The 21,325-nt window shown below is 63.5% G+C and carries 17 protein-coding genes; 6 read left to right on the plus strand and 11 right to left on the minus strand.

All coding sequences use genetic code 11. The features are described 5' to 3' along the window. Positions 1–5: 5 nt before the first annotated feature. The gene (locus tag ONR57_RS13230) at positions 6–3,146 is read left to right on the plus strand and encodes an NAD-glutamate dehydrogenase (protein WP_265123976.1); all 3,141 of its coding nucleotides are present in this window, start codon (positions 6–8) and stop codon (positions 3,144–3,146) included. Between the two features lies 1 nt (position 3,147). Continuing rightward, a complete protein-coding gene (locus ONR57_RS13235) occupies positions 3,148–4,575 on the plus strand; it encodes an APC family permease (RefSeq protein ID WP_265123977.1) in 1,428 nt (475 codons plus the stop codon). On the opposite strand, the gene ONR57_RS13240 is transcribed toward ONR57_RS13235, so the two are convergent. Together ONR57_RS13240 and ONR57_RS13245 are read right to left on the minus strand one after the other, a co-directional pair. Continuing rightward, entirely contained in the window at positions 4,555–6,093 is a 1,539-nt protein-coding gene (locus tag ONR57_RS13240; RefSeq protein ID WP_265123978.1) for a PucR family transcriptional regulator, read from the minus strand. The genes ONR57_RS13235 and ONR57_RS13240 overlap by 21 nt on opposite strands. Before the next feature lie 10 nt (positions 6,094–6,103). Beyond that, the gene (locus tag ONR57_RS13245; protein WP_265123979.1) at positions 6,104–7,663 is read right to left on the minus strand and encodes a PucR family transcriptional regulator; all 1,560 of its coding nucleotides are present in this window, start codon (positions 7,661–7,663) and stop codon (positions 6,104–6,106) included. Between the two features lie 172 nt (positions 7,664–7,835). On the opposite strand from ONR57_RS13245, the gene ONR57_RS13250 reads away from it, so the two are divergent. The 3 genes from ONR57_RS13250 to ONR57_RS13260 all read left to right on the plus strand — a co-directional run bounded on the left by ONR57_RS13250 (position 7,836) and on the right by ONR57_RS13260 (position 13,584). Then, complete coding sequence (locus tag ONR57_RS13250; RefSeq protein ID WP_265123980.1) at positions 7,836–9,887, plus strand: hydantoinase/oxoprolinase family protein; 2,052 nt, start codon at positions 7,836–7,838, stop codon at positions 9,885–9,887. Between the two features lie 2 nt (positions 9,888–9,889). Then, positions 9,890–11,887 (plus strand): hydantoinase B/oxoprolinase family protein, encoded by a 1,998-nt coding sequence (locus ONR57_RS13255; protein WP_265123981.1) that lies wholly within the window; start codon positions 9,890–9,892, stop codon positions 11,885–11,887. A 95-nt stretch (positions 11,888–11,982) separates the two neighbouring features. Continuing rightward, positions 11,983–13,584, plus strand: coding sequence for a cytosine permease (locus ONR57_RS13260; protein WP_265123982.1), 1,602 nt, complete (start codon positions 11,983–11,985; stop codon positions 13,582–13,584). A 108-nt stretch (positions 13,585–13,692) separates the two neighbouring features. On the opposite strand, the gene ONR57_RS13265 is transcribed toward ONR57_RS13260, so the two are convergent. The 7 genes from ONR57_RS13265 to ONR57_RS13295 all read right to left on the minus strand — a co-directional run bounded on the left by ONR57_RS13265 (position 13,693) and on the right by ONR57_RS13295 (position 19,700). Further along, on the minus strand, positions 13,693–15,210 hold the full coding sequence (locus ONR57_RS13265; protein WP_265123983.1) for an ATP-dependent DNA ligase: 1,518 nt from the start codon (positions 15,208–15,210) through the stop codon (positions 13,693–13,695). A gap of 16 nt (positions 15,211–15,226) precedes the next feature. Next, positions 15,227–16,033 (minus strand): spermidine synthase, encoded by an 807-nt coding sequence (locus ONR57_RS13270; protein WP_265123984.1) that lies wholly within the window; start codon positions 16,031–16,033, stop codon positions 15,227–15,229. A gap of 7 nt (positions 16,034–16,040) precedes the next feature. Beyond that, the gene (locus ONR57_RS13275) at positions 16,041–16,361 is read right to left on the minus strand and encodes a co-chaperone GroES (protein ID WP_265123985.1); all 321 of its coding nucleotides are present in this window, start codon (positions 16,359–16,361) and stop codon (positions 16,041–16,043) included. 81 nt (positions 16,362–16,442) lie between these two features. After that, entirely contained in the window at positions 16,443–16,664 is a 222-nt protein-coding gene (locus tag ONR57_RS13280; RefSeq protein WP_265123986.1) for a hypothetical protein, read from the minus strand. Between the two features lie 175 nt (positions 16,665–16,839). Continuing rightward, positions 16,840–17,934 (minus strand): hypothetical protein, encoded by a 1,095-nt coding sequence (locus ONR57_RS13285; RefSeq protein ID WP_265123987.1) that lies wholly within the window; start codon positions 17,932–17,934, stop codon positions 16,840–16,842. Continuing rightward, a complete protein-coding gene (locus tag ONR57_RS13290) occupies positions 17,927–19,111 on the minus strand; it encodes a sensor histidine kinase (RefSeq protein WP_265123988.1) in 1,185 nt (394 codons plus the stop codon). Before ONR57_RS13290 ends, ONR57_RS13285 begins: the two co-directional genes overlap by 8 nt. Before the next feature lie 67 nt (positions 19,112–19,178). After that, positions 19,179–19,700 carry a DUF2231 domain-containing protein gene (locus ONR57_RS13295; RefSeq protein ID WP_265123989.1) on the minus strand — a complete coding sequence of 174 codons (522 nt, stop codon included), beginning with the start codon at positions 19,698–19,700 and terminating at the stop codon, positions 19,179–19,181. Positions 19,701–19,760: 60 nt separating this feature from the next. Here ONR57_RS13295 and ONR57_RS13300 point away from each other — a divergent pair, with 60 nt between their 5' ends. Beyond that, entirely contained in the window at positions 19,761–20,141 is a 381-nt protein-coding gene (locus ONR57_RS13300; protein ID WP_265123990.1) for a MauE/DoxX family redox-associated membrane protein, read from the plus strand. 8 nt (positions 20,142–20,149) lie between these two features. On the opposite strand, the gene ONR57_RS13305 is transcribed toward ONR57_RS13300, so the two are convergent. Beyond that, the gene (locus tag ONR57_RS13305; RefSeq protein ID WP_265123991.1) at positions 20,150–20,761 is read right to left on the minus strand and encodes a CHAP domain-containing protein; all 612 of its coding nucleotides are present in this window, start codon (positions 20,759–20,761) and stop codon (positions 20,150–20,152) included. Positions 20,762–20,791: 30 nt separating this feature from the next. Further along, the gene (locus ONR57_RS13310) at positions 20,792–21,148 is read right to left on the minus strand and encodes a glyoxalase/bleomycin resistance/extradiol dioxygenase family protein (RefSeq protein WP_265123992.1); all 357 of its coding nucleotides are present in this window, start codon (positions 21,146–21,148) and stop codon (positions 20,792–20,794) included. Positions 21,149–21,325 lie beyond the last annotated feature (177 nt).

A 21,325-nucleotide genomic window follows, 5' to 3' on the forward strand; every position in this document is an offset into this window, starting at 1 on the left:
CACGCATGAGAACGCACCCGCGGGCGGCCCTGGCAGAAGACCGGGAAGCAGGGGTCAACGGACATCCCCCCGTCTCACCACAGATGACGTTTCTCGCGCCGTCGAGCAAGCAACAGCCAGCACAAATTGCGGCACTCGTGTCGTGGCCAGATGGCGCGCCGCTGCTCGCCGAGATCACCGCGACGTTCGAAAGGTTCGGCCTCCGGGTCGCCGATCGTGAACATCTGCCACCGCGTGATGGCGCCCCTCCCAAGGCCGAGCTCCACCAATTCTGGTTTCGGGCGGAACACGCCACCACAGCTCACGCCCTGGATAGAGTCGCGCACGCGTTCACAGCGGCGCATACCGGTCACTTCGAAGTCGACAATTACGCGGTACTCATCGCGGCAGAAGATCTCTCCTGGCGTGACGTCGTCCTCATCCGTGCCGGCATGAGATTCCTGCGGCAAGCCGGTCTCGGTTTCTCACACACCTATATCATCGCAACGCTGCTGCGTCATCGGGGATTCGCCCGCGCGCTCGTCACGTATTTCGCGGCGCGCTTCGACCCCGCCAGCCCGAACCGGACCAGCGCGACGGAGACGGCAAAAACAACGCTGACCGACATGATCGAGCAGTCCGTGACAGTCGACGACGACCGGATACTGCGGGCCCTGACCTCGTTCGTATCGGCATGCCTGCGGACCAACTGGTATCAACTGAGCGAATCCGGCGCGACCAAGACCTACGCGTCGTTCATGCTGGAGCCCGCACAGTTGGATGCGATCCCAGCGTCCGCACCCATGCCGTCACGAGAGATTTTCGTTCACTCTCCCGAGGTCGAAGGCGTCCACGTCCGAAGCGGACTCGTCGCGCGCGGCGGACTGCGCCTGTCTGACCGGACCGAGGACTTCCGCACCGAGGTTCTCGGTCTTCTCAAGACACAGATCGTGAAGAACTCTCCGATTGTTCCCGTCGGGGCTAAAGGCGCGTTCGTGCGCCGTACGGCCTCGGCAAGTCCCGCTCACGCTTACACGACGTTCATTCGGGGCCTGCTGGACGTGATGGACAACGTGGTGGAGGGTGCTGTCGTCGCCCCGCCTCACACCGTCACGTACGGCGGGCCCGACGCGTATCTCGTGGTCGCTGCCGACAAAGGGACTGCGCGGTTTTCTGACCTCGCGAATTCGGTCGCGATCGAGAAGGGTTTCTGGCTGGGCGACGCGTTCGCGTCCGGAGGTTCAGCAGGCTACGACCACAAAGCGATGGGCATTACCGCACGGGGTGCGTGGGTCTGCGTCCAACAGCATTTCAAAACGCTAGGAATTGACGTTGAACGTGACACAATTCGTGTGGTGGGCATCGGTGACATGTCCGGTGACGTGTTCGGCAACGGGATGCTGCTTTCCCGGTCGCTGAAGCTGGTGGCTGCCTTCGATCACCGGCACATCGTCATCGACCCTGACCCGGACCCTGAGCGCTCCTACCAGGAGCGGGCGCGCCTCTTCGCGCAACCGGGGTCAACCTGGGGCGATTACGATCGGGACGCACTGTCTGCGGGTGGGTGCATCTGGCCCCGCTCCGTGAAGCGCATCCCGCTTTCGCCGACCGCACGTGCCGCTCTCGGTGTTGATACCCATGAGTTGACCCCGGGCGAACTGATCAAAGCGATTCTTGCGGCCCCAGTTGACCTGTTGTGGAACGGGGGCGTGGGCACCTATGTCAAGTCGTCCGCCGAGACGCACGCGGACGCGGCGGATCCCGCGAACGACGCGGTGCGGATCGACGCGTCACAGTTGCGCTGCCGCGCCGTGGGAGAGGGCGGCAACCTTGGCGTGACCCAAGCGGCCCGCATCGAGTACGCGCTGCGCGGCGGCCGGATCAACGCTGACTTCATCGACAACGCCGCCGGAGTTGCGACGTCAGATCGGGAAGTCAACCTGAAGATCGCGCTCGGCGCGGCAGTGCAGCGCAAAGCCATTGACTTGAGGACCAGGGATCGGCTTCTCTATGACGCCCGGGCAACCATCGCCGCGGACGTGCTCGAAACCAACAGCAAGCAGGATCGTGCAATCAGTCTTGCGGAGTCACACGCGCCAGCTCTCGTGCACCGGCATGAGCGGTTGATAAGCCACCTGGAAGGCACGATTGGGCTCGACCGGGCCGCCGAATCCCTGCCTGCGCGGCGCGAACTCGCATCCCGTGCACAGCGTGGGCGGGGCCTCACACGACCGGAAATCGCGGTGCTGCTCGCCCACTCGAAGAATGTTGTCAAAGCCGACATTCTTGCGTCCCCGGTGCCCGACGACACTGCCTTCCGTGACGCTCTATTCAGCTACTTCCCGCCTCCGATACGGGCGGCCGCCCGCGCCGAAATCGAGAATCATCACCTCGCGCGTGACATCATCGCGACGCGCCTCGCGGACGATCTCATCAACCACGTCGGCCCTGGCCTGATTTACCGGCTCGAGGACCGCTTGGCCGTCAAGACCCCTGCCGTAGCGCGAGCGTACGCAGTTGTACGAGCAGTGTTCGGCGTCGACACGCTGTGGACGGCAGCACAACGGTTCGGTGAGCCCGCGCTCCACGCGCTACAGCGGTTTATCGAACACGCGGCGTCGTGGCTGCTGTGCAATCGCGCGGCAGACTTCCAAGTAACCGCGGAGAGCGAACGGTATACCGCCGCTGTCGCCGCACTGACGCGTGAGCACCCCTTGCCGAACGTGAGCACAGCATTCGTGTCCTGGCTGGAATTCATGGTGGACGCTTTCGCGTTCCACGAAACCGCACTGGCGTGCTCTCACCCCGTCGCAGCGGTGGCTGAGGCGTTTCATCACATTGGCACGACCCTCGGTCTTGACTGGGTGGCGGCGGAGATTCGCACGCATCACCCCGTGGACTGGTGGGAGTCCATGGGGCTGGCCTCAATCTGGGACGCGCTCATCGCGCGTCAGCATGAGCTCACGGGCATGGTTGTGGCCTTGCCCGGAGACGCGGTGAACCGCTGGCAATGCGTCGCGGCTGACCCGATCGCGCGGTTCACGCGGCTTTCCACTGAAATGCAGCGGGACAACACCGTCGACGCTGCCCGTGCGTCAACACTGAACGCAGAACTCGCGCTGCTGATCCGGAGCACCCGAGCATGCATCACCACTAAGGAGGGCTGACATGAGTAGCAGCGGAGCAAGCCTGGTCCGCGTCCTCGGCCGATGGGACGTCCTGGCTGTTGCCTTCGGCGCCATGATCGGTTTCGGCTGGATCGTGCTCACCGGAGGATTTCTGGAAGACGCGGGGACGCTCGGTGCCGCGCTGGCCTTCGTCATCGGAGGCGTCATCGTCGCACTCGTCGGACTCACCTACGCTGAACTCGTCTCGGCGATGCCGGAGGCTGGCGGTGAACACAACTACGTGCTGCGCGGGCTCGGTTCGCGCGCGGCGTTCTTGACGTCCTGGACGCTGGTGCTCGGCTATATCGCGGTCTGCGCGTTCGAGGCAGTGGCGTTGCCCCACAGCCTGAAATACCTGATCCCCCAGCTTGATACGGGATACTTGTGGACGATCGCCGACTACGACGTGTATGCGGTGTGGGCGGCAGTCGGTATCGGCGGCGGCATCGTCATGGCCGTCCTCAACTACGTCGGCGTGCGACCAGCGGCAATCTTCCAGACAATCGCGGTGGTTTTCCTGGCAGCAGTTGGGCTGACCCTTGTTGTGGGGTCATTCGTCGGAGGCGAGACCGAACACATGCAGCCGCTGTTCGCCACCGGGTTCTCCGGCATCCTTATCGTGCTGATCGCTGTGCCGTTCCTGTTCGTCGGATTCGACATCATTCCGCAGTCCGCCGGCGAGATCAAACTGCCCTTCAAGATGATTGGCACGCTGCTGATCGTCTCAGTGGCCCTCGCGTCTGCGTGGTACATCCTGATCATCCTCACGGTCGGATCATCCATGCCCGCAGCGGAACTCGCTGGCGCGGATCTTGCTGCGGCCGATGGAATGTCAGCCCTGTGGAACAGCCAAACGATGGGTAACATCCTCGTACTCGGTGGAGTCGCCGGCATTCTCACCAGCTGGAATGGCTTCCTCATCGGTGGCAGTCGGCTCATTTACGCGATGGGTGAATCCGGCATGCTGCCTCGATGGTTCGCCAAAGTTCACCCCCGCTTCCACTCACCAAGCAATGCGATCCTCTTCATCACAGCGCTGAGTGTCATCGCACCGCTGTTCGGACGGCAGACACTGATATGGCTCGTCGGTGCAGGCGGGTTCGCCATCGTCGTCGCGTACATCATGGTCGCGATCACCTTCTTGGTGCTGCGGCGCCGCGAGCCGGGTATGGAACGCCCATTCCGCGTCGGGCCGGGCCGGACCGTCGGTGTTCTCGCCGTGGTGCTCGCGCTCGCTTTGCTGGTGCTGTTCCTGCCGGGCATGCCGGGCGGGCTGTCGGCACCTGAGTGGGTGGTGCTGGCTATTTGGGGGGTGCTCGGGCTGATTCTGCTGACACGCGTTCCGCGCATCACGCCGGGACCCGACGCGGAAGAGCGCATCAGGGCCGCGACCGGTGGGCGCCACCGCTCAACTGCCCCTCAGCGCTGACACCATGCGGCTGGCCTGAAGTGCGAGCCACAGGTCCGCACGCACGTAGGCCGAATCAGGGTCCCGTCCGATCAATTCCGTGATCTTGTGCAGGCGGTTGCGCATCGTGTGTCGATGCACACCAAGCACCGACGCCGCCACCTCAATGTGCCCGTTGCTTTCGAGGTACGCCGCAAGGGTGTCGACGAGTGACGAGCGGTGTTTCCGATCGTGTGTGTGCAGCGCTCCGAGGGCTGTCGCGGCGAGGGCTTCGAGTTCATCGCGGCTGCGGCTGCCGAGAAGCAGACTAAAGGTGCTGGACGTGGCGCAGTCGACGAACCGGCCCGGCTGAAACCGTCCGGTCCGTGCGGCAGCCACCGCTTGCCGCACGGATGTGGCGGTCTCGCTGATCGGCACAAGGAGGCCCGCACCACCGCTGATCTTCCGTTCAAGCTGAGCGCTGATACTGTCTCGCAGCCTCGGCGCCGCCGAACTCGCCGCCGCGGGAAGAATAATCACGATCTCTGTGTCCATGGCACCCATGAGGTACGGGGTGGCTTCCGCTTGCAGCACCTCAGCGGCCCGCCGAAGCGCCGTCAGTATCGGGCCAACGTCAGCGAGGGCAACAGCACCCACCTGGTCATTGCTGTCAAAACCGAAATAGCGCAGCACCGCGTCACTCACCTGGGCCGGTGCTGTGACAAGCGCAGCGGTGACAGCGTTCCGCAGCCGTTCCTCCGCGTCTGCGACCGCGGCTGGTTTGCCGAGCTCAATCGCGACGAGCGACACCGCATGCGCAGTGAGTAGCCGGTCTGGCGGACTCAGCTGCCCAGCAGTGAGCACCCCGAGATACCCGTGATGCTGTTGTGCCGCCACACTCTGGACCGTGCACACACCTGTGGCGCCCTCGACCACGCGGCTCATGCGCTGCCTTTTCTTCGTTCCGTGGCGGGCGATGGCGTGACGCATCAGCTCAGCGAGGCTTTCCGTATTCGCACCAGCCTCGGCGAGCACGCGGTTTTCGTTATCCACCACCATGACTGACGCGGTGAGCGCACGCGACAGCGACGACACAACTGCAGGAATACCGCCACGCAAAGTGGCCCGCACGAGGTTCTCCTGCTGATCGACGACCCGCTGCACCGCACGCACCTGGTCAGCGGTGAGTTCGTCGATCACCGCCCGGGTGATCGCGATGAACGGCGTTTCCGCCGGCACAGCCAGAATCGGAAAACCCAGCGCATCACCGGCGGCCCGGATGCCTTCCGGCACCGCTGAGTACGTGGTGCCCGTGTCGAATGCGAGCGCGACGGTGCCCGCATGAGCAAGCGCGGACACATAGCGAAACTGCTCGTCTGCGCTGCCGCCGATTTTGATGCCGGTGGTCATGACGAGTTCACCGCCGGAAAGCCAGGGTGCAGGGTCAGCTAGCTCGATCGCGTGCGCCCAGTCGATGACACGATCAGCCCCATCGCGGCCAGCAACAAGCGTTAAACCAAGCTCGGGCCGCTGCGTCAGACGGCGGACAGTGATCGCCACGGCTACGATCCTAACGGCCGATGTGGGCCAGAATGTCGTCCTGGAAAACGAGATAGAGGTTCGCGACAACCTGTGCGGATGTTATCGAGCCACCGACGAGATGTTCCACGTTGCGGAGACGGTAGCGCACCGTATTCGGGTGTATGAAGAGCAGCTCTGCCGTGCGCTTGACGTCCTGGTCGTTCGCCAGATACGTCACGATTGTCTCGACCAGATCAGGTGCGGACAGCAGCGCGCCGAACGTGCGATCGAGCCGTGCAGCCACCTGCGCATCGTCGCGGCGGATCAGCAGCCACGCCGCGAAGTCGACTTCGTCGAGACGGACAATCGTCGTGTCGGCGCTACGTTCCCGCCTTCGCTGCACCAGTTTCCACGCAGTGTCAGCCTCATTGAAGTATTGGGGTGCGACAGTAAGGTCGCTGAACGGTCCACTGACGCCCACGAGATGTGTGCGCCCCAGCTCCTCGAGCCAGGCCGTTGCGACTGCGCCCTCGGCGACGACAGCGGTGACTCCGATCGTGGGGTTTTCAGCGTCCTCCGTATCCGACATGACGATCGGAAGATTCTCGAGCTGCGCATCCTCAAGCAGCTGAGCTGTGTCAACTGGATCGCTCCGACCCGGCAGCGGGCTCGCCACGACCACCCGCAACCCGGTGCCCACACGAAAACGAAACGGGCGCAGGCGATCCCAAGTCTGCCTGATCTGCGAGGTGGTAATCCCCTGGCGCAGTGCCGAAATGACTCGGACCGCCTCCGCTCGTTCCTGACTCATGACCAGCGACCGCACCGCGTTCGCTGCCGCAAGAATGCGTTCCGCGGTTTCGAGAAGATCCGGCCCCAAGTCGCCGATCACGGTGCTGCTCCGCGATGCGATCGCGAGCCAGAACGACGTTCCGCGCAGGAAGAGCGGTCGTGTTGTCACCGCCCATTGCCCCACCGAGAAGCGCTGCGGAGAGGTGTCTCGGGCAGCAATCTCTTCCCACATCAGGAGGAGCGGCCCATGCCCAGTTGACGCGGCGATCCGTCCTGAACCTTCGTAGAGCACCGCCGTACCCCGGCACAGCGCACCGAGGCGCGCCACCAGTGAACTCACTGGGTCGGCTGCGGACAGCGACTGCAGAAGATCGTTCTGCAGCCAGACCGTCCGTTTGAGCAGGTACGTCTCCGCAGCCAGGACGCCACGGTTAACGAAATCCTCGATAGTTGCGAATGGAGTATCCGCGGCGACCGTGAGCAGCGGGAACTGCCGGGCCCGTGCCGCGTCCCGGAGTCCCTGCGGGACCTCCGCGAAGTGCACACCGATCCCGAAAAGCAGGGCGACGACACCGGCATCCTGGAGTTCGGTAATGAGTCGTTCCTGCGGCCGTGTGTCATGTGGCTTGTCAGCGAACCGCAGTCCGGTCGTCAGCATCAGTGAGCCCGGGCTCAGCCAGCGTGCTGCATCTTCAATCTCGATGGAATGCGCCGACCTGATCACTTCTGATCCGCCGCCGGACTGAACCACACCGAGTCGCAGACTCGGCTCGTCGATGAGCTGGCGCAGTGTCAGTGGCGTTGTGCGCTCGCTCATCGACCTCACTTTTTCGGACAAGCAAATCGATTTGTTCAATTGAACAAGACTAATTGGCTTCGACTGTAAATCTGACAGTGACATAGAACACGCCACCATGCAACTATCGTCCGCATACCGCAGCCGGCGCGGTGCCCCTCGCCCCATCCGAGCAGCCTGAGGAGGCCCTCACATGCCGAAGCACCGAGTAGCCGTCGACGTCGGCGGCACATTCACAGATGTCTGCGTATTCGACGAAGACGCTAGAGATATCCGGGTCACAAAGGTCCCGTCCACGCCAGACGATCCGATGCGCGCAGTCCTGCGCGGCGTCCAGCGCAGCGGTGTGAACCTCTCCGACGTCTCTCTGTTCTCGCATGGCACGACCGTCGCCACCAATGCGCTCATCACGCGCAACTTCGGCCCTGCCGCGATGGTAACGACAACCGGATTCCGCGACGTCATCGAGATCCGCGACGGGACGAAGGATGATCTGTGGGATGCATACAACGACGTTGCGCCACCATATATCCGCCGCCGGGACCGGTTCGAAGTCACTGAACGAATGGACTACGCAGGTCATGTCGTCACGCCTCTCGACGAGGTGGAAGCACACCGAGTCGCAGCGCTACTGCGTAAGCGCGGCGCCCAAACCGTCGCCGTGTGCTTCATCAACTCGTACGTCAATCCCGCGCACGAGATTCGGATGCGCGAGATCCTCGAGGAAGAACTGCCCGGCGTCGCGATCTCCACCAGCGCTGAGATCCTCCCCGAGATCTTCGAGCACGACCGCTTCAACACCACCGTCGCGAACGCCGTCCTCGCACCGAAGGTCAGCGGGTACGTCAACCGCCTCGCCGACGAACTCCAGGCGGGCGGCTACCGCGGGGACCTCCTTCTGCTGCATTCCGGTGGCGGATCGATGACACCCCGCATGGTCGAGCGGTATCCCGTTCGACTCGCTGCGTCGGGAATCGCGGCGGGCGCGATAGCCGCTCGTCACGTCGCTGCACAGTGCGGCTTCCCGAACGCCATCGGCCTCGACATGGGCGGTACCAGCACCGATATCGCCATGGTCCACGGCGGTGAATTGCGCGTCACCAAAGAATGGTCGGTCGAGTACGGATACCCGATCATCTTCCCGTCCATCGAGGTCCTGACGATCGGCGCCGGTGGCGGCTCGATCGCGCACATCGACAACGCAGGTTCGCTCCGCAACGGGCCGCAATCAGCGGGCGCTGATCCGGGGCCGGCCTGTTACGGCACTGGCGGTACGCTCCCCACGAACTCGGACGCCAACCTCGTCCTCAACCGTCTCGGAACGTCTCTAGCTGGCGGCGCCAAAACGCTCGCACCTGAACTTGCTGAGAAGGCACTGCTCGAGTATGTCGCACAACCCCTCAGCCTCGATCTTGATGACGCCGCAAGTGCAGTTCTGCAGGTCGCGAACGCGAACATGGCAGATGCGGTACGTCTCATCTCGATCCGCCGCGGCTACGACCCGCGGGAGTTCGCCCTGATCGCGTTCGGCGGTGCCGGTGCCCTGCACGGCGCGGAAGTCGCCCGCGAACTCAACATCCCGACAGTGATCGTGCCAGCAAACCCGGGCGTCACCTCTGCGCTCGGCTGTCTGCTCGTTGACATCCGTCACGACCTGTCCGCGATGTTCGACGCCGTCGCCGACGAAGCCGATCCCGACGAGTTCGACAGTGCATTCGCTGGGCTGGAAGCTGAGGCCACAACGCGGCTCCAGCATGAGGGCGTGGAGGGCGAGGACGCGCTGCTGCAGCGCACCGTTTCCATGCGCTACCTGGGCCAATGGCGATCGCTCACCGTCAACTGCGGAAGCGGCCCAGACGGTTTGGCGGAAGCGATCGAACGCTTCCATGAACAGCACGAACGCGAATATTCGTTCCGGCGTGACGAAGTGCCCGTCCAGATCTACCAGCTGGGGCTCACCGCGATTGGTGTGACGCCGAAGCCAACATTCGTGCCGCACGACGCGACCGCGACACCCGCGCCCGCGCCACGCGAAACACGCGAGGTCTACTTCGACGGGCACAAATGGCTCGACACCCCTATCTACGACCGGACATCGCTGCCTGCGGGCACCCAGCTTTCTGGTCCGGCCGTCATCGACCAGTTGGACTCAACAACCGTCGTACCGCCGGAGGCGCGTGCGGAAATCGACGAGTGGCTCAACATCCGCATTCACCTGACCGCCGATTTCACGACGGAGGCCTGATCATGACGACAACACTTCCCGAAAAGACCACGCCGCTGACGCCCGCAGGGCTTGACCCGGTGACGTTCGAAGTGCTTAAGAACGCCTTCGTCACCGCCGTCGACTTGATGAGCGAGCAGATTATGCGCACCTGCTACTCGTTCGTCATCTACGCCCGCGACTTCTCATCCGCGCTCTGCGACGCCGAAGGCAACACGGTGATGCAGGGCAGCGCTGACATCGCCGTGCACGTCGGCACGCTGCACTTCCAGTGCAAGGCAGTAATCGAGGAATTCGGCAACGACATCAATCCGGGGGACGTCTTCGCCATCAACGATCCCTACCGCGGCGGAACGCATTTCAACGACGTCAGCTTCATTCGCCCGATCTTCGTGGGCAACGAGATTATTGGATTCGCGCAAAACAAAGGCCACTGGGCCGATGTCGGCGGCAACGTGCCCGGCTCGTTCGACGTCAACGCGAAGGAGCACTTCAGCGAGGGGCTCCGGATCACTCCCGTCCGGCTCTGGCACCGCGGCAAGCAATTACGCGACGTCGCGCAGCTGCTCGTCTCGAACACGCGCTCCCCGTACAGCTGCATGGGTGACCTCAACGCGCAAGCCGAAGCCACCGCGGTGTGCGAGCGTGAAATACTGCGGCTCGTCGACCGGTACGGCAAAGATACGGTCGTCGCAGCAATGGGCGGCGCACAGGACTACGTCGAGCGCATGGTGCGGCACAAGCTCACCGAACTCCCGCAGGGTGAGTGGCACACCGTCGACTACCTCGATTCCGATCCCAGCAAGCCCGAGGGCCTCATCCCCATCTCGGTGAAGATGCGGATCGACGATGACGGCATCCACTACGACCTCACCGGCAGTGCGCCCGCTGTCGCAACTTTCCTCAACTCTGGTTACGGCACAACGCATTCGGCGCTGTATGCAGGCACGAAGACCTTCTTCCCTGACGTGCCGCTGAACTCTGGCCTCTATCGCGTGGTCCACGCCGATATCGGCCCTGAAGGCACAGTCGTCAACGCTTCGTGGCCCACTGCGGTTACCGGATTCTGTTCTGGCCCATACGAGAAGCTCATGAACGCGCTCTTCGAGATCTGGTCGCAGGTCATTCCGGAACGGGCGATGGCATGCGCGTTCAACCTTGAGTACCTCCTCGTGGGCGGCAAGGACGGCCGGACCAAGGAGCGGCCGTACTTCATGTGGTACGACTGGATGGCCGGCGGCTGGGGCGGGCGGGCCAGCAAAGACGGATCTGGTGCTACCGCACCAGTTTTCGGCCCCGGCCTCGCGGTCCAGCCGGTCGAGGGGCAGGAACGACTCTCGCCTGTCCTCACCAGCGGGCACGCCATCGTCACCGACTCGGGTGGTCCCGGGGAGTTCCGCGGAGGCTGTGGGCTCGAGAAAGGTGGCATCCTGACCGATTGTGAGAGCACGGTGATGTCGTACTGCTGCGACCGCGCCCGCTCCGTCACCTGGGGCATCAACGGCGGACTGCCATCGATCCCCCATGGCGTGTGGCTCAACAAAGGCACACCGGACGAGCGCTTCCTCGGCGCGACATTTTCCAACGTAGGCATCGAACCGGGTGACTCGTTTACTCGGCCGTCCGCAGGTGGTGGCGGGCATGGGGATCCGCTCAAGCGCGACCCGCAGGCCGTCGCTGAGGACGTGATCGATGGCTACGTCTCACTCGCCCGCGCCGCACAAGACTATGGCGTTGTCATCGTCGCCGTGGATCCTGAACTCGACGTTTACGAAGTCGATCTGGCTGCCACTGCCGACCTGCGGGCCACGATCGCGGGTGAGCGCAGCACCTGGTTGCATGCGGACCCACATGACATCGCCCGCAGGTACCGCGACGGCGAACTCGACATGTTCGATCTGGTCCGCCGCTACGGCGTCATCGTCGACTGGGGAACCGGGCAGCTTTTCGAAAGCACCACCCGCCAGTACCGCGAACTGCTTACCAAACGGGCCGCTGCCTACTGGGCACAGCCCGCCTGACCCCCTAACCAACCAGCGTGTCTGGCTGCTCGACAGCCAGACACGCCGGTGAAACCTGCCTTCACCAGATCCTCATTCCCCATGGGCGGAGACCTATGAAAACTTCACAGCAGCTTCAGACACTGCGCACCAGCACCACCGACGACCCCCGCGTACTCGCCGCAGCCGCGACAGAGGACTACTCACTGCACGTCGCCCCACCTACCTGGCGCATGCACCGAGCATCGCTGACCATGGCGTGGTATTCACTGGTCAGCGCGATGTTTTTTCTCTACATCGCGGCGAGCCTCGCGTCCGCGTACGGCACTGTTAACGCGCTCATCGGCTTAGGTTTAGCCGTAGCGGTGTACGGCAGCATCAACGCGGTGATCTCACGCTTCGCGGCGCGGACAGGGCTGACGGTGGCGCTGTTTTCCCGCGCTGTGCTCGGGCGCGCGGGCGCCACCCTCGCAACACTGGTTTTCGCAGCCACCGCGATCTACTACGCCGTCTTCGAGGGCAGCATCATCGGTGTCGCGCTGCACGCGTACTTCGGCGGCAACCTCTCGCTCTGGTATCTCGTCGTCGTACTGTACTCAGTGCCACTCGTCATTGGGGGCGTGCGCCGCTGGCTCGACAAACTCAATGGGGTTCTGTTGCCCATCTACTGGACTGGCTTGATCGCCGCGGTCGTGTGGGCCACGGCAGCGAACGGTATCCCCGAGGGTTTGTTCTCGAACTCTCACGCTGGTGAAGTGGCAATCAGCGCGGGGGGACCCGCCTGGCTGGCCTGCTTCAGCGCCTACATGGGCGTGTTCGTCCTCATGATGTACACAATGGACTTCGCCCGGCTGGCAAGACCTGAAGATGCCCGCTACCACGCCATTGTCACCTTCGGCTGGGTCTACTACTTGCTCGCATTCGGTGCTAACGGCGTGATCGGGATCTATCTGGTCCACGCGACAGGCAGTGACAGCACTGAGGGCGGCGTCGCAGTGGGAATCGTCGGCCTGATGGGCCTTTTTGGTGTGATCCTCGTGTGGGTTTCGCAGACCCGGATCAACACCGCGAACTACTATCTCGCTTCGAGCAACCTCGAAGCCTTCTCCGCACGGGCCCTGCATCTGCACCTTCCCCGCTGGCTGTGGACCACGATTGCGGGCGCCATTATTTATGCGCTGATGCTGACGCCCGTTCTTGAGTATTTGCTCGTCGCGCTGGCGTGGCAGGGCGCCCTCGTAACCGGCTGGGTGGCCATCACGCTGGTTCACATTGCCTTGGACCGGCGCCAGGGCATCGCCCCGGAGTCGGTCGAATTCCGGCCCGGCCGGGTACGTGCGCTCTGGTCGCCTGGACTCGCCGCGTGGGGTGGTTCCGCTGTCACCGGTATAGCCATGATCGAATCCGGCGTGCCCTGGGCAGCCACCTGGAGCTCGATTGTCACCTTCCTGCTGGCGGGTGGAGTTTACGCCGCCCTCCGCACTCGGTCCGGACAGCCTTCGGCCGCTATCGCGCGGCCCCACGATCCCCGTGACGAGGTGAAGGACCCGTGGGAAGTTCGAGTTGAATGCGGCACGTGCGGACTGAGTTACATCGCTCATGAGACCGATCGCGACGTAACTTCAGCTGACCACGCGCCCATTTGCGCCGACTGCGCGAGCAGTCACACCCAGTTCCTTCGGGCTGCGAGCAAACAAGGTTCGCCGCACATGGTTTAGCAGAGTGCTAAACATCCGGAACAGCATCAGTGTGGGGCCAGCCCGGGCCGTCAGCTTTGCCGCGCTGTACTTGTGGAGCTGACCGGACTTGCAGCCGGAATTCATCGGTTACGCCGCACCGGCTGGCAAAAGTGCCCGCACGGCGTCGATGGTGTCCGCTTCGGCTGCGGTTTTGTCGGGCCGGTATCGCAGCACACGCGCGAAACGCAGGGTTACACCGCCTGGGTAGACTCTGCTGACTTGTACACCGTCGAAGGCGATTTCGACAACAATTTCCGGACGCAGGTACACAGCGCGTTCATCCCGGGCCCGCTCGTGACGCGGGAACTCACTTGTCTGCCATTGCAGCAGCGCGTCGGTGAGCCCTTTGAATGTCTTCCCCAGCATGATCGGCGCACCACCGTTGGGGTCCCGCGCTCCCAGATGCAGGTTCGACAAGTACCCTGTGCGCCGTCCGTAGCCCCATTCCGCGCCAAGCACAATCAGGTCCAGCGTATGCACTGGCTTCACTTTCATCCACGCGCTGCCGCGCCGTCCAGCAGCGTACGGCGAGTCCAGTGCCTTCACCATGACGCCTTCATGTCCAGCACCGAGCGAGGACTCAAGCAGCGCGTGGGCTTCCCCGGCCTCAGGCCTGGTAACACCGGGGATGCGGTGTTGCGGCGCGACGTGTTCCAGCGCACCGAGGCGTTCCTCAAGTGAAAGGTCGAGCAGATCGGCACCGTCGACATGCAGGCAATCAAAAAAGAACGGCTGCAGCAGGAGTTCGCTGGCGTCGGCGCCGAATCTGCTCATGGTCTCCTGGAATGGCCGTGGTCGGCCATCGTCGTTCAGCGCGAGTGTTTCACCATCGAGAACCACGCTGCGGCATGGTAACTCGCGCACTAGCGAGACTAGTTCGGGCACGCCCGAAGTGACGTCACGCAAGCTCCGCGTGAAGATCCGCACGTCCCGGCCGTCGCGGTGCACCTGGATCCGTGCGCCGTCGAATTTGTATTCGACCACAATGTGCTGGCCGAGGTCGCGCAGTGCGCCTTCCAGTGATTTCGCCGGCGATGCCAGCATCGGACGCACCGGCCGGCCAACTTCGAGACGCATCGCTTCGAGACCCGATTGCCCGTCGCGCAGCGCTGCGGCGGCGGTAACGGGCAGCCGTCCCGACAACATGAAGGCTCTGCGGACCGCGTCGTGCGGAACGTCGGCTGCGGCAGCTATCGCTTCCGTCATGACGCCTTCCAGCGCGCCTTGGCGCAGCTCGCCGGAGATCAACTGCACCAAAAACTCTTGCTCCGCTACGGTTGCGGCACTGAACAGCTCCGTAAGCAGTTCGCGACGGCGAGCCACAGAACCGCTGCCTGCTTCCGCCGCCACACCGGCAAGAGCCTGATCCACACCGGAGATAGTCAGCGTCGGCGTTGCAGCTGGCTCGGTGCGAGCATCCGCGAGTGCGCGCCACCCAACGCCAATCCGGCCAGCAGTGAGCTCCCCCGCAAGCCAGGCAACCACTATTTCCACCTCACCCGGCTCCGCCGCACTGAGCAGTTCGCTGAGCACACCAATCTTCGACCGGCGAGAGCGCGTTGCGGCGACCGCGTGAGACGCAGCAACCACCGTAGAAAGCAGCATGGTTCGACGGTAGGCGCTACGGACGGTCGTGTCGCGCGAACGAGCCCAGCGCGCGCGCCTCATCCCCGAACAGCACGGTCATCGGCACGGGTGACTTGTGGATCCGCCGTGCGAACTCCTGCGATGGCAGCGGACTGTCACTGACCGCGACCACGACGTTCCCCTGACGCCGACCGCGCAGAACCGCGGCTTCACCGACAACCGCAAGCGTCGCGAATGAGCCGCCTAATGTTGCGATCTCGTCCCGCCAGCCTCGGGGGTCATCGAGGCTGCCCGAGTTCACGGCGAACACTCCACCCGGCTTGAGTATTCGCTTGACGTGGGCGGCAAACTCTACAGTTGTCAGCGCGTAGGGGGTCGCATCGCCAGCGAACACGTCCCGCACAACCAGATCCCGGCTCGCGGGATGCAACTCCTCGGCAACTTGCCGCGCCTCCCCTGCCCGGATACGCAGTAGTGGCGCTTTCGGCAGATCAAACCACTCGCGCACCAGCGTCGCGAGCCGTGCGTCAACCTCGACTGCCACGTGGCGCGAGGCCGGGAACGTCGCAGCAAGATAGCGCGGCAGCGTACACGCCCCCGCGCCGAGATGCAGCATCTTCAGCGGCTCGGGTGTGCTCCAGCGTGTCTCGGCGAGTGCTGCGATCCAGCGCATGTAGCCGAAATCGAGCTGATGGGGATTCGCAAGATTGATGCTCGAACTGGGCACACCATTAATCAGCACGGTCCAGCGATCGCCATCCTGGACAAGTTCGCATGTTCCGGTGTCGATCGTGTGTACGCCGACGGGCGGGACGCGCCTAGCGGATCCGCGGTTAGCCACCGTGCCGCTACAGGTAGAGGCCAGTGCCGTGGTCGGTGCGTTCACTCGCGACGGCATGCAGATCGCGTTCCCTGATCACGTAATACGCCTGCGTCTGGATCTCGACCTCAAATTGGTCATCCGCGCTGAAGAGCACCTTGTCACCGACATTGACGGATCGGACATGCGTGCCCACTCCGCACACTTCGCCCCACGTCAGGCGCTTTGCAACTTGAGCTGTCGCGGGGATGAGGATGCCCCCACCGCTGCGCCGCTCGCCGGATTCGGGCAGCCCCCGAACCATCACCCTGTCGTGCAGCATCTGAATTTCGAGTTTTGGTTCGGACACCGCAATATTCTATCGGCACCCAAAACGCACAGATCTGCACCCCGGTGCAACAGCAAGGCCGCACCGGACGAACTCAGCGCATCAGTAGTGGAACAAGATGTATGGCGTGTTGAGGAACCCGATACAGTTCACGCGCCACTGCCCTGCGCGGACATGATCGATCAGGCCCTGCACGCATTCTTGCTGCGTGTTGTAAACGTGAAATCCGATCCCGGTGTGTGCTGAAGCTGCGGGCGCCGCAACGACTCCTGCACCGGCCATCATCGCTGCTGATGCGGCAATTACCGCGATTCTCCGCCTCATTGCTACTCCTCGAGAATCAACCTTGATCATCTGACTGTATGCCTCTGCGTTGTACGCGTTTCACCGGGGTGGCAGTTACGGGGCTCCCCCATAGATAGCGGGTCGACGTCCATGTGCAATCAGTACAAATTGCTGCACAAAATGGTGTGTCTGTACACGGTGCTCGATCAGGGTACTAGGGGTGGCGGTCCGGGGCTGACGTCTCTGGCATACGGGCAGACCGACGGCTGTCGGCCGGGATCTCATGACGCCGCACCCCGCTCGCCGACAGTCTCAGCACCGTCGCCAGTGCCGGGCGCCCCGGCGGCAGAATCCTTGCCGTGACCGTGGTGTCGGCTGTCGCGTGGTCGAGTTCCGCATGCAGAGCGTTCGCGATACGCGTTTTCGCCGCGTCACGTTCCGCGTCACTGAGCCCATCTAGCCCGCCATCGTCAAGCAGCACGACCGTCGCGCCCCGGGCGCGCGCTTCACGAGCGGCCTCGAGCAGACTTTCAGAGGCGAGACCGCGGGCGCGGATTCGATCACGCAGTTGCGCTTCGGCGAGCGCGATTTCGGTGATATCAGCGTCGCTGAGCGTTTCGGCTTCGATGATTTTGTCGAGCAGCGGCCGCGCCGTCGCATTGAGATACACGAGTTGCCGATCGCGTTCAGCCGTGCGAGCTTCCGCGAGGGCTTGATCGACGCCCACTGACGCTGTGGTTTCGCGGAGTTCGTTGATGACGTTGACTTGATACCGCATCGCAAGCCCGAGCACCGTGCAGGTGCCAAGGAAGCTGATGTTCCACCAGCCTTCGCGCCACGCCTCGGTGACAAGTGTTTCAGCAGGTGCGCGGTACCACCACCACAACATGACCAGGCAGAGAAGGAATTCACCGAGCCACGCCAGTATCGGCCTGCCCCGCAGGACGAGGAAGCACATGATGATAGTTCCGGTCGGCCAGGTCCAGGCCGCGTACAAGCCGAATCCCCCAGGGTCACCGAGCATCATGACGTTCGCGAGCGCAGCGAGCGTCGGCAGCAGCGCTATCAGCCATGACGCACGCAGCGGAACGGGATCAGACTTTGCCCGCAAGAGCAGTCCCGAAGCAATGACAATGAGCGCGAAGGACAGCGCCCACCAGCCTGGCTGCCGAATCGCTGCACCTGTGACTGCGGCGCGCAGCGCTTCGGTCAAAGTCCACGCCGCTGCGATCGCGATTGCACCTCCTGTCCGCAGCCCCGCAAGGGTGGTCGTATCAGCGGGTGGCGGCGGTGCGAGTCTGTCAGGCATGCTGCCACCTCACCGTCACGGTGGTGCCGCGGCCGATCTCGCTGTCGATCGCGATTGACGCCCCCGCCACGTGCGCGACTCGGCCCCTCATCCCGGTGTTGATGCCCAGCCGCAGCGGTGGTACCGAGTCGGGGTCGAAGCCCGTCCCCGCATCGGAAAGCCGCACTTCGACGCGTTCCGGCAGCAACTCTGCCTGCAGCGCGCACTGGGCGCCGGGGCCTGCGTGCCGGAGGCTGTTGCGCGCCGCTTCCGCGATGACTTCCTGAAACATGCGCGCTACGTCGATCGGGTACTTCACCATCGGCGCTGGAATGTGAAAGTCAGCAGTGATGTCGTCACTGATATCGGTGACAACCTGCCGCAGTCGTGCGGAGAACTCCCGAGCGTCAACCGAGCGGTCCACATCGTCGACGTCAGCGAGCCTGTCGAGCGTGTCGCGGCTATGCCTGGCTGATTCGCGGACCGACTCGAGCGGTGCGCGACTGCAGGCGGAAACGAACGTCGATACCACGGTGTCGTGGACGAGCGCGTCGACACGTTCCCGTTCTTGCCAGATCGCAGCTGTTCGCGCGCGTTTGAGTGCCGCTTCCCGCAGGGCGCGCATCGCCTCATCGATGTTGCGTGCATTGTTCTGGACGCTGCGCACGACAGCCGCGAAGATGACGCCGATCATCGCGATCGAGACCCCTTCGCGCAGCGCCCAGGCGTAGGTCATGTCGAACTGGGCCCAGTACGTCGCAACGGAATGGATCCCCGAATAAAACAGTGCGAGCACGAGGACGGAACGCATGGGGAGGACGAACGACGCCGCGATGATCGTCCCCGAACCCACCAGCAGTGGCCACGGGTTATGCATGGGCGGGAGGTCGCGGTACGGGAAGGCCAGTGGAATGGTGAGCGCAACGGGAACGAAGCACAGTGGGTACACCGCGCAGATGGTCCGTACACCGCGCGCTGATCGCCACAGCGCCGCAGCGATCATGCCGCAGTACATTCCGGGTACGACGAGCACCGCGGGTACGAGCCACCACAGCGGATTACCGGACCATTGGGCGAGCACAGATCGATACTCGATGCCGACGAATGCGATGCCCGCGATTCCCAGCGCTAGCCCAAGCACCACGGTGGTGCGGTCGACTGCGCTGGTCTCTCGAGTCCGGCGCTGCAGATTCGGCATGGGAATGCACTTTATGGGACGGACCGCTATCGGCAAATTTATGTAACCATAAGCATTACCCGGGCGGCTAGGGGCGGCTGTAGTCGATGCTGCCGTCCGGATTCCACACCGCCACCGCGCCACTGTGCCCGGCGATCACCGTCTGCCACATGAGCGCACCCGCGCCCGCAACGAGCACCACCGACACAACGATCGCAAGTATCCCCCGGAACACTGACCTCCCAGGTATCGACAGGAGGTACGCGAGCACCGCGACAACCGCGTACGCGAGCGAGTAGTAAAACAGCCGGTCACCGTGTTCCTCATGCGCAACTGCGGCGGCCATTTCCTCCGGGGACGCAGTCGCGCTGATGGCGACCAGCAGGGCCTGCCCACTTTCGCGCGACACGTGCGCGACGGCCGCTCCGGCAAGCGCGACGATCAGCATCGGCAGCCGCGCCCACGCCCGAGTTTTAGGGATAACGAAGAGCACGCCAAGCAGACCGGCAAGGGGTATCAGGAAGACGGCCGCATGCACGATCAGCGGGTGCAACGGCAGGTCGAGCACTTGGTCGAACACAGCACCTCCCGCATGTCCGGTTTGTGACACCAACGTACCTTGCGGAAGTGCACTCACAGGAGCGAATCAGCGCGTGGCATTGTGGATGCCATGACGCACCCTCACCGCAGCCGCGCGGCCGCTCTGCGGCTCGCTGGTCTACTCATCGTCGCGGGCAGCCTTCATTTTGTGGTTCCCCGGTTCTTTGACGCGATCGTGCCGAGGTACCTGCCGGGCGATGTCCGGACCTACACGTACGCCTCAGGGGCTGCCGAGCTTGCGATCGGCGTGTCACTCGTTAACCCGGCGACCCGCCGACTCGGCGCCACCCTGGCGATGCTGCTCTTTATCGCAGTGTTTCCCGCAAATGTCCAGATGGCGGTCGACTGGTTGCGCAACGACCAGATCCCTGCTGCTGGCAAGGCTGGCGTGGTGGCACGTTTGCCGCTGCAAATCCCGCTCATCCTCGAAGCCCGGAAGGCTCGTGGGTAACCCAGGCCCTACAGAACGCCGTAGCCGACAATTCCGGAGTGGGCGGTGTTCACGTTCCGCGCCGCGACCGTTCCATAGAAGAACTCGTTGCCGCCCACCGTCGTGAGCTTGCCGTCGTCATTGCGGACGACGATCGCGGTGTGCTGCGTGAACTTGCTGCGGTTCGAGTACAGCACCACGTCGCCGGGCTTCGGGGCGTACCCGGAATCGCTGGCCCGGAAGCGCCCTTCAGCGCGGAAGTATTCTTCCAGCGTGTACACGCCCGGGATGCGCCACGACCCAGAGTTCGGGTTTGTGAATGGCATCCCGGCCTCACGCATCACCCAGCTCACGAAGTTCGCACACCACGCTTCGTCACTGCCTTCCGAATACTTCTCCCCCGGCGGATTGGCATCGAATTCGGCGCGCAGCACATCAATTACCGCCGTCTGCCGTTCATCGAGCTGCGCGGTTTCCACTTCCGGGAAACTCCGCGGCCCGATCATGTTCCACAGGTTGAAGTAGCTGAACAGGGAAAGGAGGATCGCCAGCGTGAGCAGCAGCGCAGCGGCGAATGTTAGTTTCCGGCCCTGACTGCGTCGCTGGGATGATGCTGAGTAATCCGCTGATGCTGCCCGCACGTCGCCAAGATTAGCCGAAAATCGGGCACATCAGCCGCTCATCTCGGCTCTGGCGGCCTCACTCAACTGGATAATTTGCACATAGTTGCCGTCCGGGTCGATCGCGGTGGCAAAGAAGCTGCCGTCGCGATCCTCTAGTTCGGAGAGCCATTCGGCACCCGCCGCCGTCAACTGGTCTGCCACAGCGCGTGCGTCATCCACATCGAAGTTGATAATCATGCGTCCCGGCTCCGGGTTCTTCGTGCCGACGTCGTCGCGGGAGTCGATCAGTACGTAGAAGCCGCCGAAGTCGAGTACTTGATACCCGCCGTCCGGCGGACACCTCCGCGGACACGCCGAATGCTTTCGAATAGAAGTCGCGCAGACGCTCCGGATCGCTGCTGGCAAGGAGCATGCTGTCGAGTTTTGGGGTTCCCATGTGTCGCCTCCGTACAGGATTGGATCAGTTCACCCGTACTGACCCGCAGCGAGCCGGAATATCATCGCTGCGGCCTCCCGCCTATGCAATCCATCTATGAAGGTCAACGAAAACGTCCGATTTGGGCCCGTTTCTGTTGACCTCCG

The sequence above is a fragment of the Hoyosella sp. YIM 151337 genome, from assembly GCF_026041215.1.
Taxonomy (GTDB): domain Bacteria; phylum Actinomycetota; class Actinomycetes; order Mycobacteriales; family Mycobacteriaceae; genus Hoyosella.

Bases quoted from the DNA above. Each gene is read 5' to 3' on its own strand.
- ONR57_RS13285 (WP_265123987.1), bottom strand. From the start codon at position 17,934: ATGCCTGACAGACTCGCACCGCCGCCACCCGCTGATACGACCACCCTT.
- ONR57_RS13300 (WP_265123990.1), top strand. From the start codon at position 19,761: ATGACGCACCCTCACCGCAGCCGCGCGGCCGCTCTGCGGCTCGCTGGT.
- ONR57_RS13255 (WP_265123981.1), top strand. From the start codon at position 9,890: ATGACGACAACACTTCCCGAAAAGACCACGCCGCTGACGCCCGCAGGG.
- ONR57_RS13245 (WP_265123979.1), bottom strand. From the start codon at position 7,663: ATGAGCGAGCGCACAACGCCACTGACACTGCGCCAGCTCATCGACGAG.
- ONR57_RS13290 (WP_265123988.1), bottom strand. From the start codon at position 19,111: ATGCCGAATCTGCAGCGCCGGACTCGAGAGACCAGCGCAGTCGACCGC.
- ONR57_RS13280 (WP_265123986.1), bottom strand. From the start codon at position 16,664: ATGAGGCGGAGAATCGCGGTAATTGCCGCATCAGCAGCGATGATGGCC.
- ONR57_RS13265 (WP_265123983.1), bottom strand. From the start codon at position 15,210: ATGCTGCTTTCTACGGTGGTTGCTGCGTCTCACGCGGTCGCCGCAACG.
- ONR57_RS13230 (WP_265123976.1), top strand. From the start codon at position 6: ATGAGAACGCACCCGCGGGCGGCCCTGGCAGAAGACCGGGAAGCAGGG.
- ONR57_RS13260 (WP_265123982.1), top strand. From the start codon at position 11,983: ATGAAAACTTCACAGCAGCTTCAGACACTGCGCACCAGCACCACCGAC.
- ONR57_RS13235 (WP_265123977.1), top strand. From the start codon at position 3,148: ATGAGTAGCAGCGGAGCAAGCCTGGTCCGCGTCCTCGGCCGATGGGAC.
- ONR57_RS13250 (WP_265123980.1), top strand. From the start codon at position 7,836: ATGCCGAAGCACCGAGTAGCCGTCGACGTCGGCGGCACATTCACAGAT.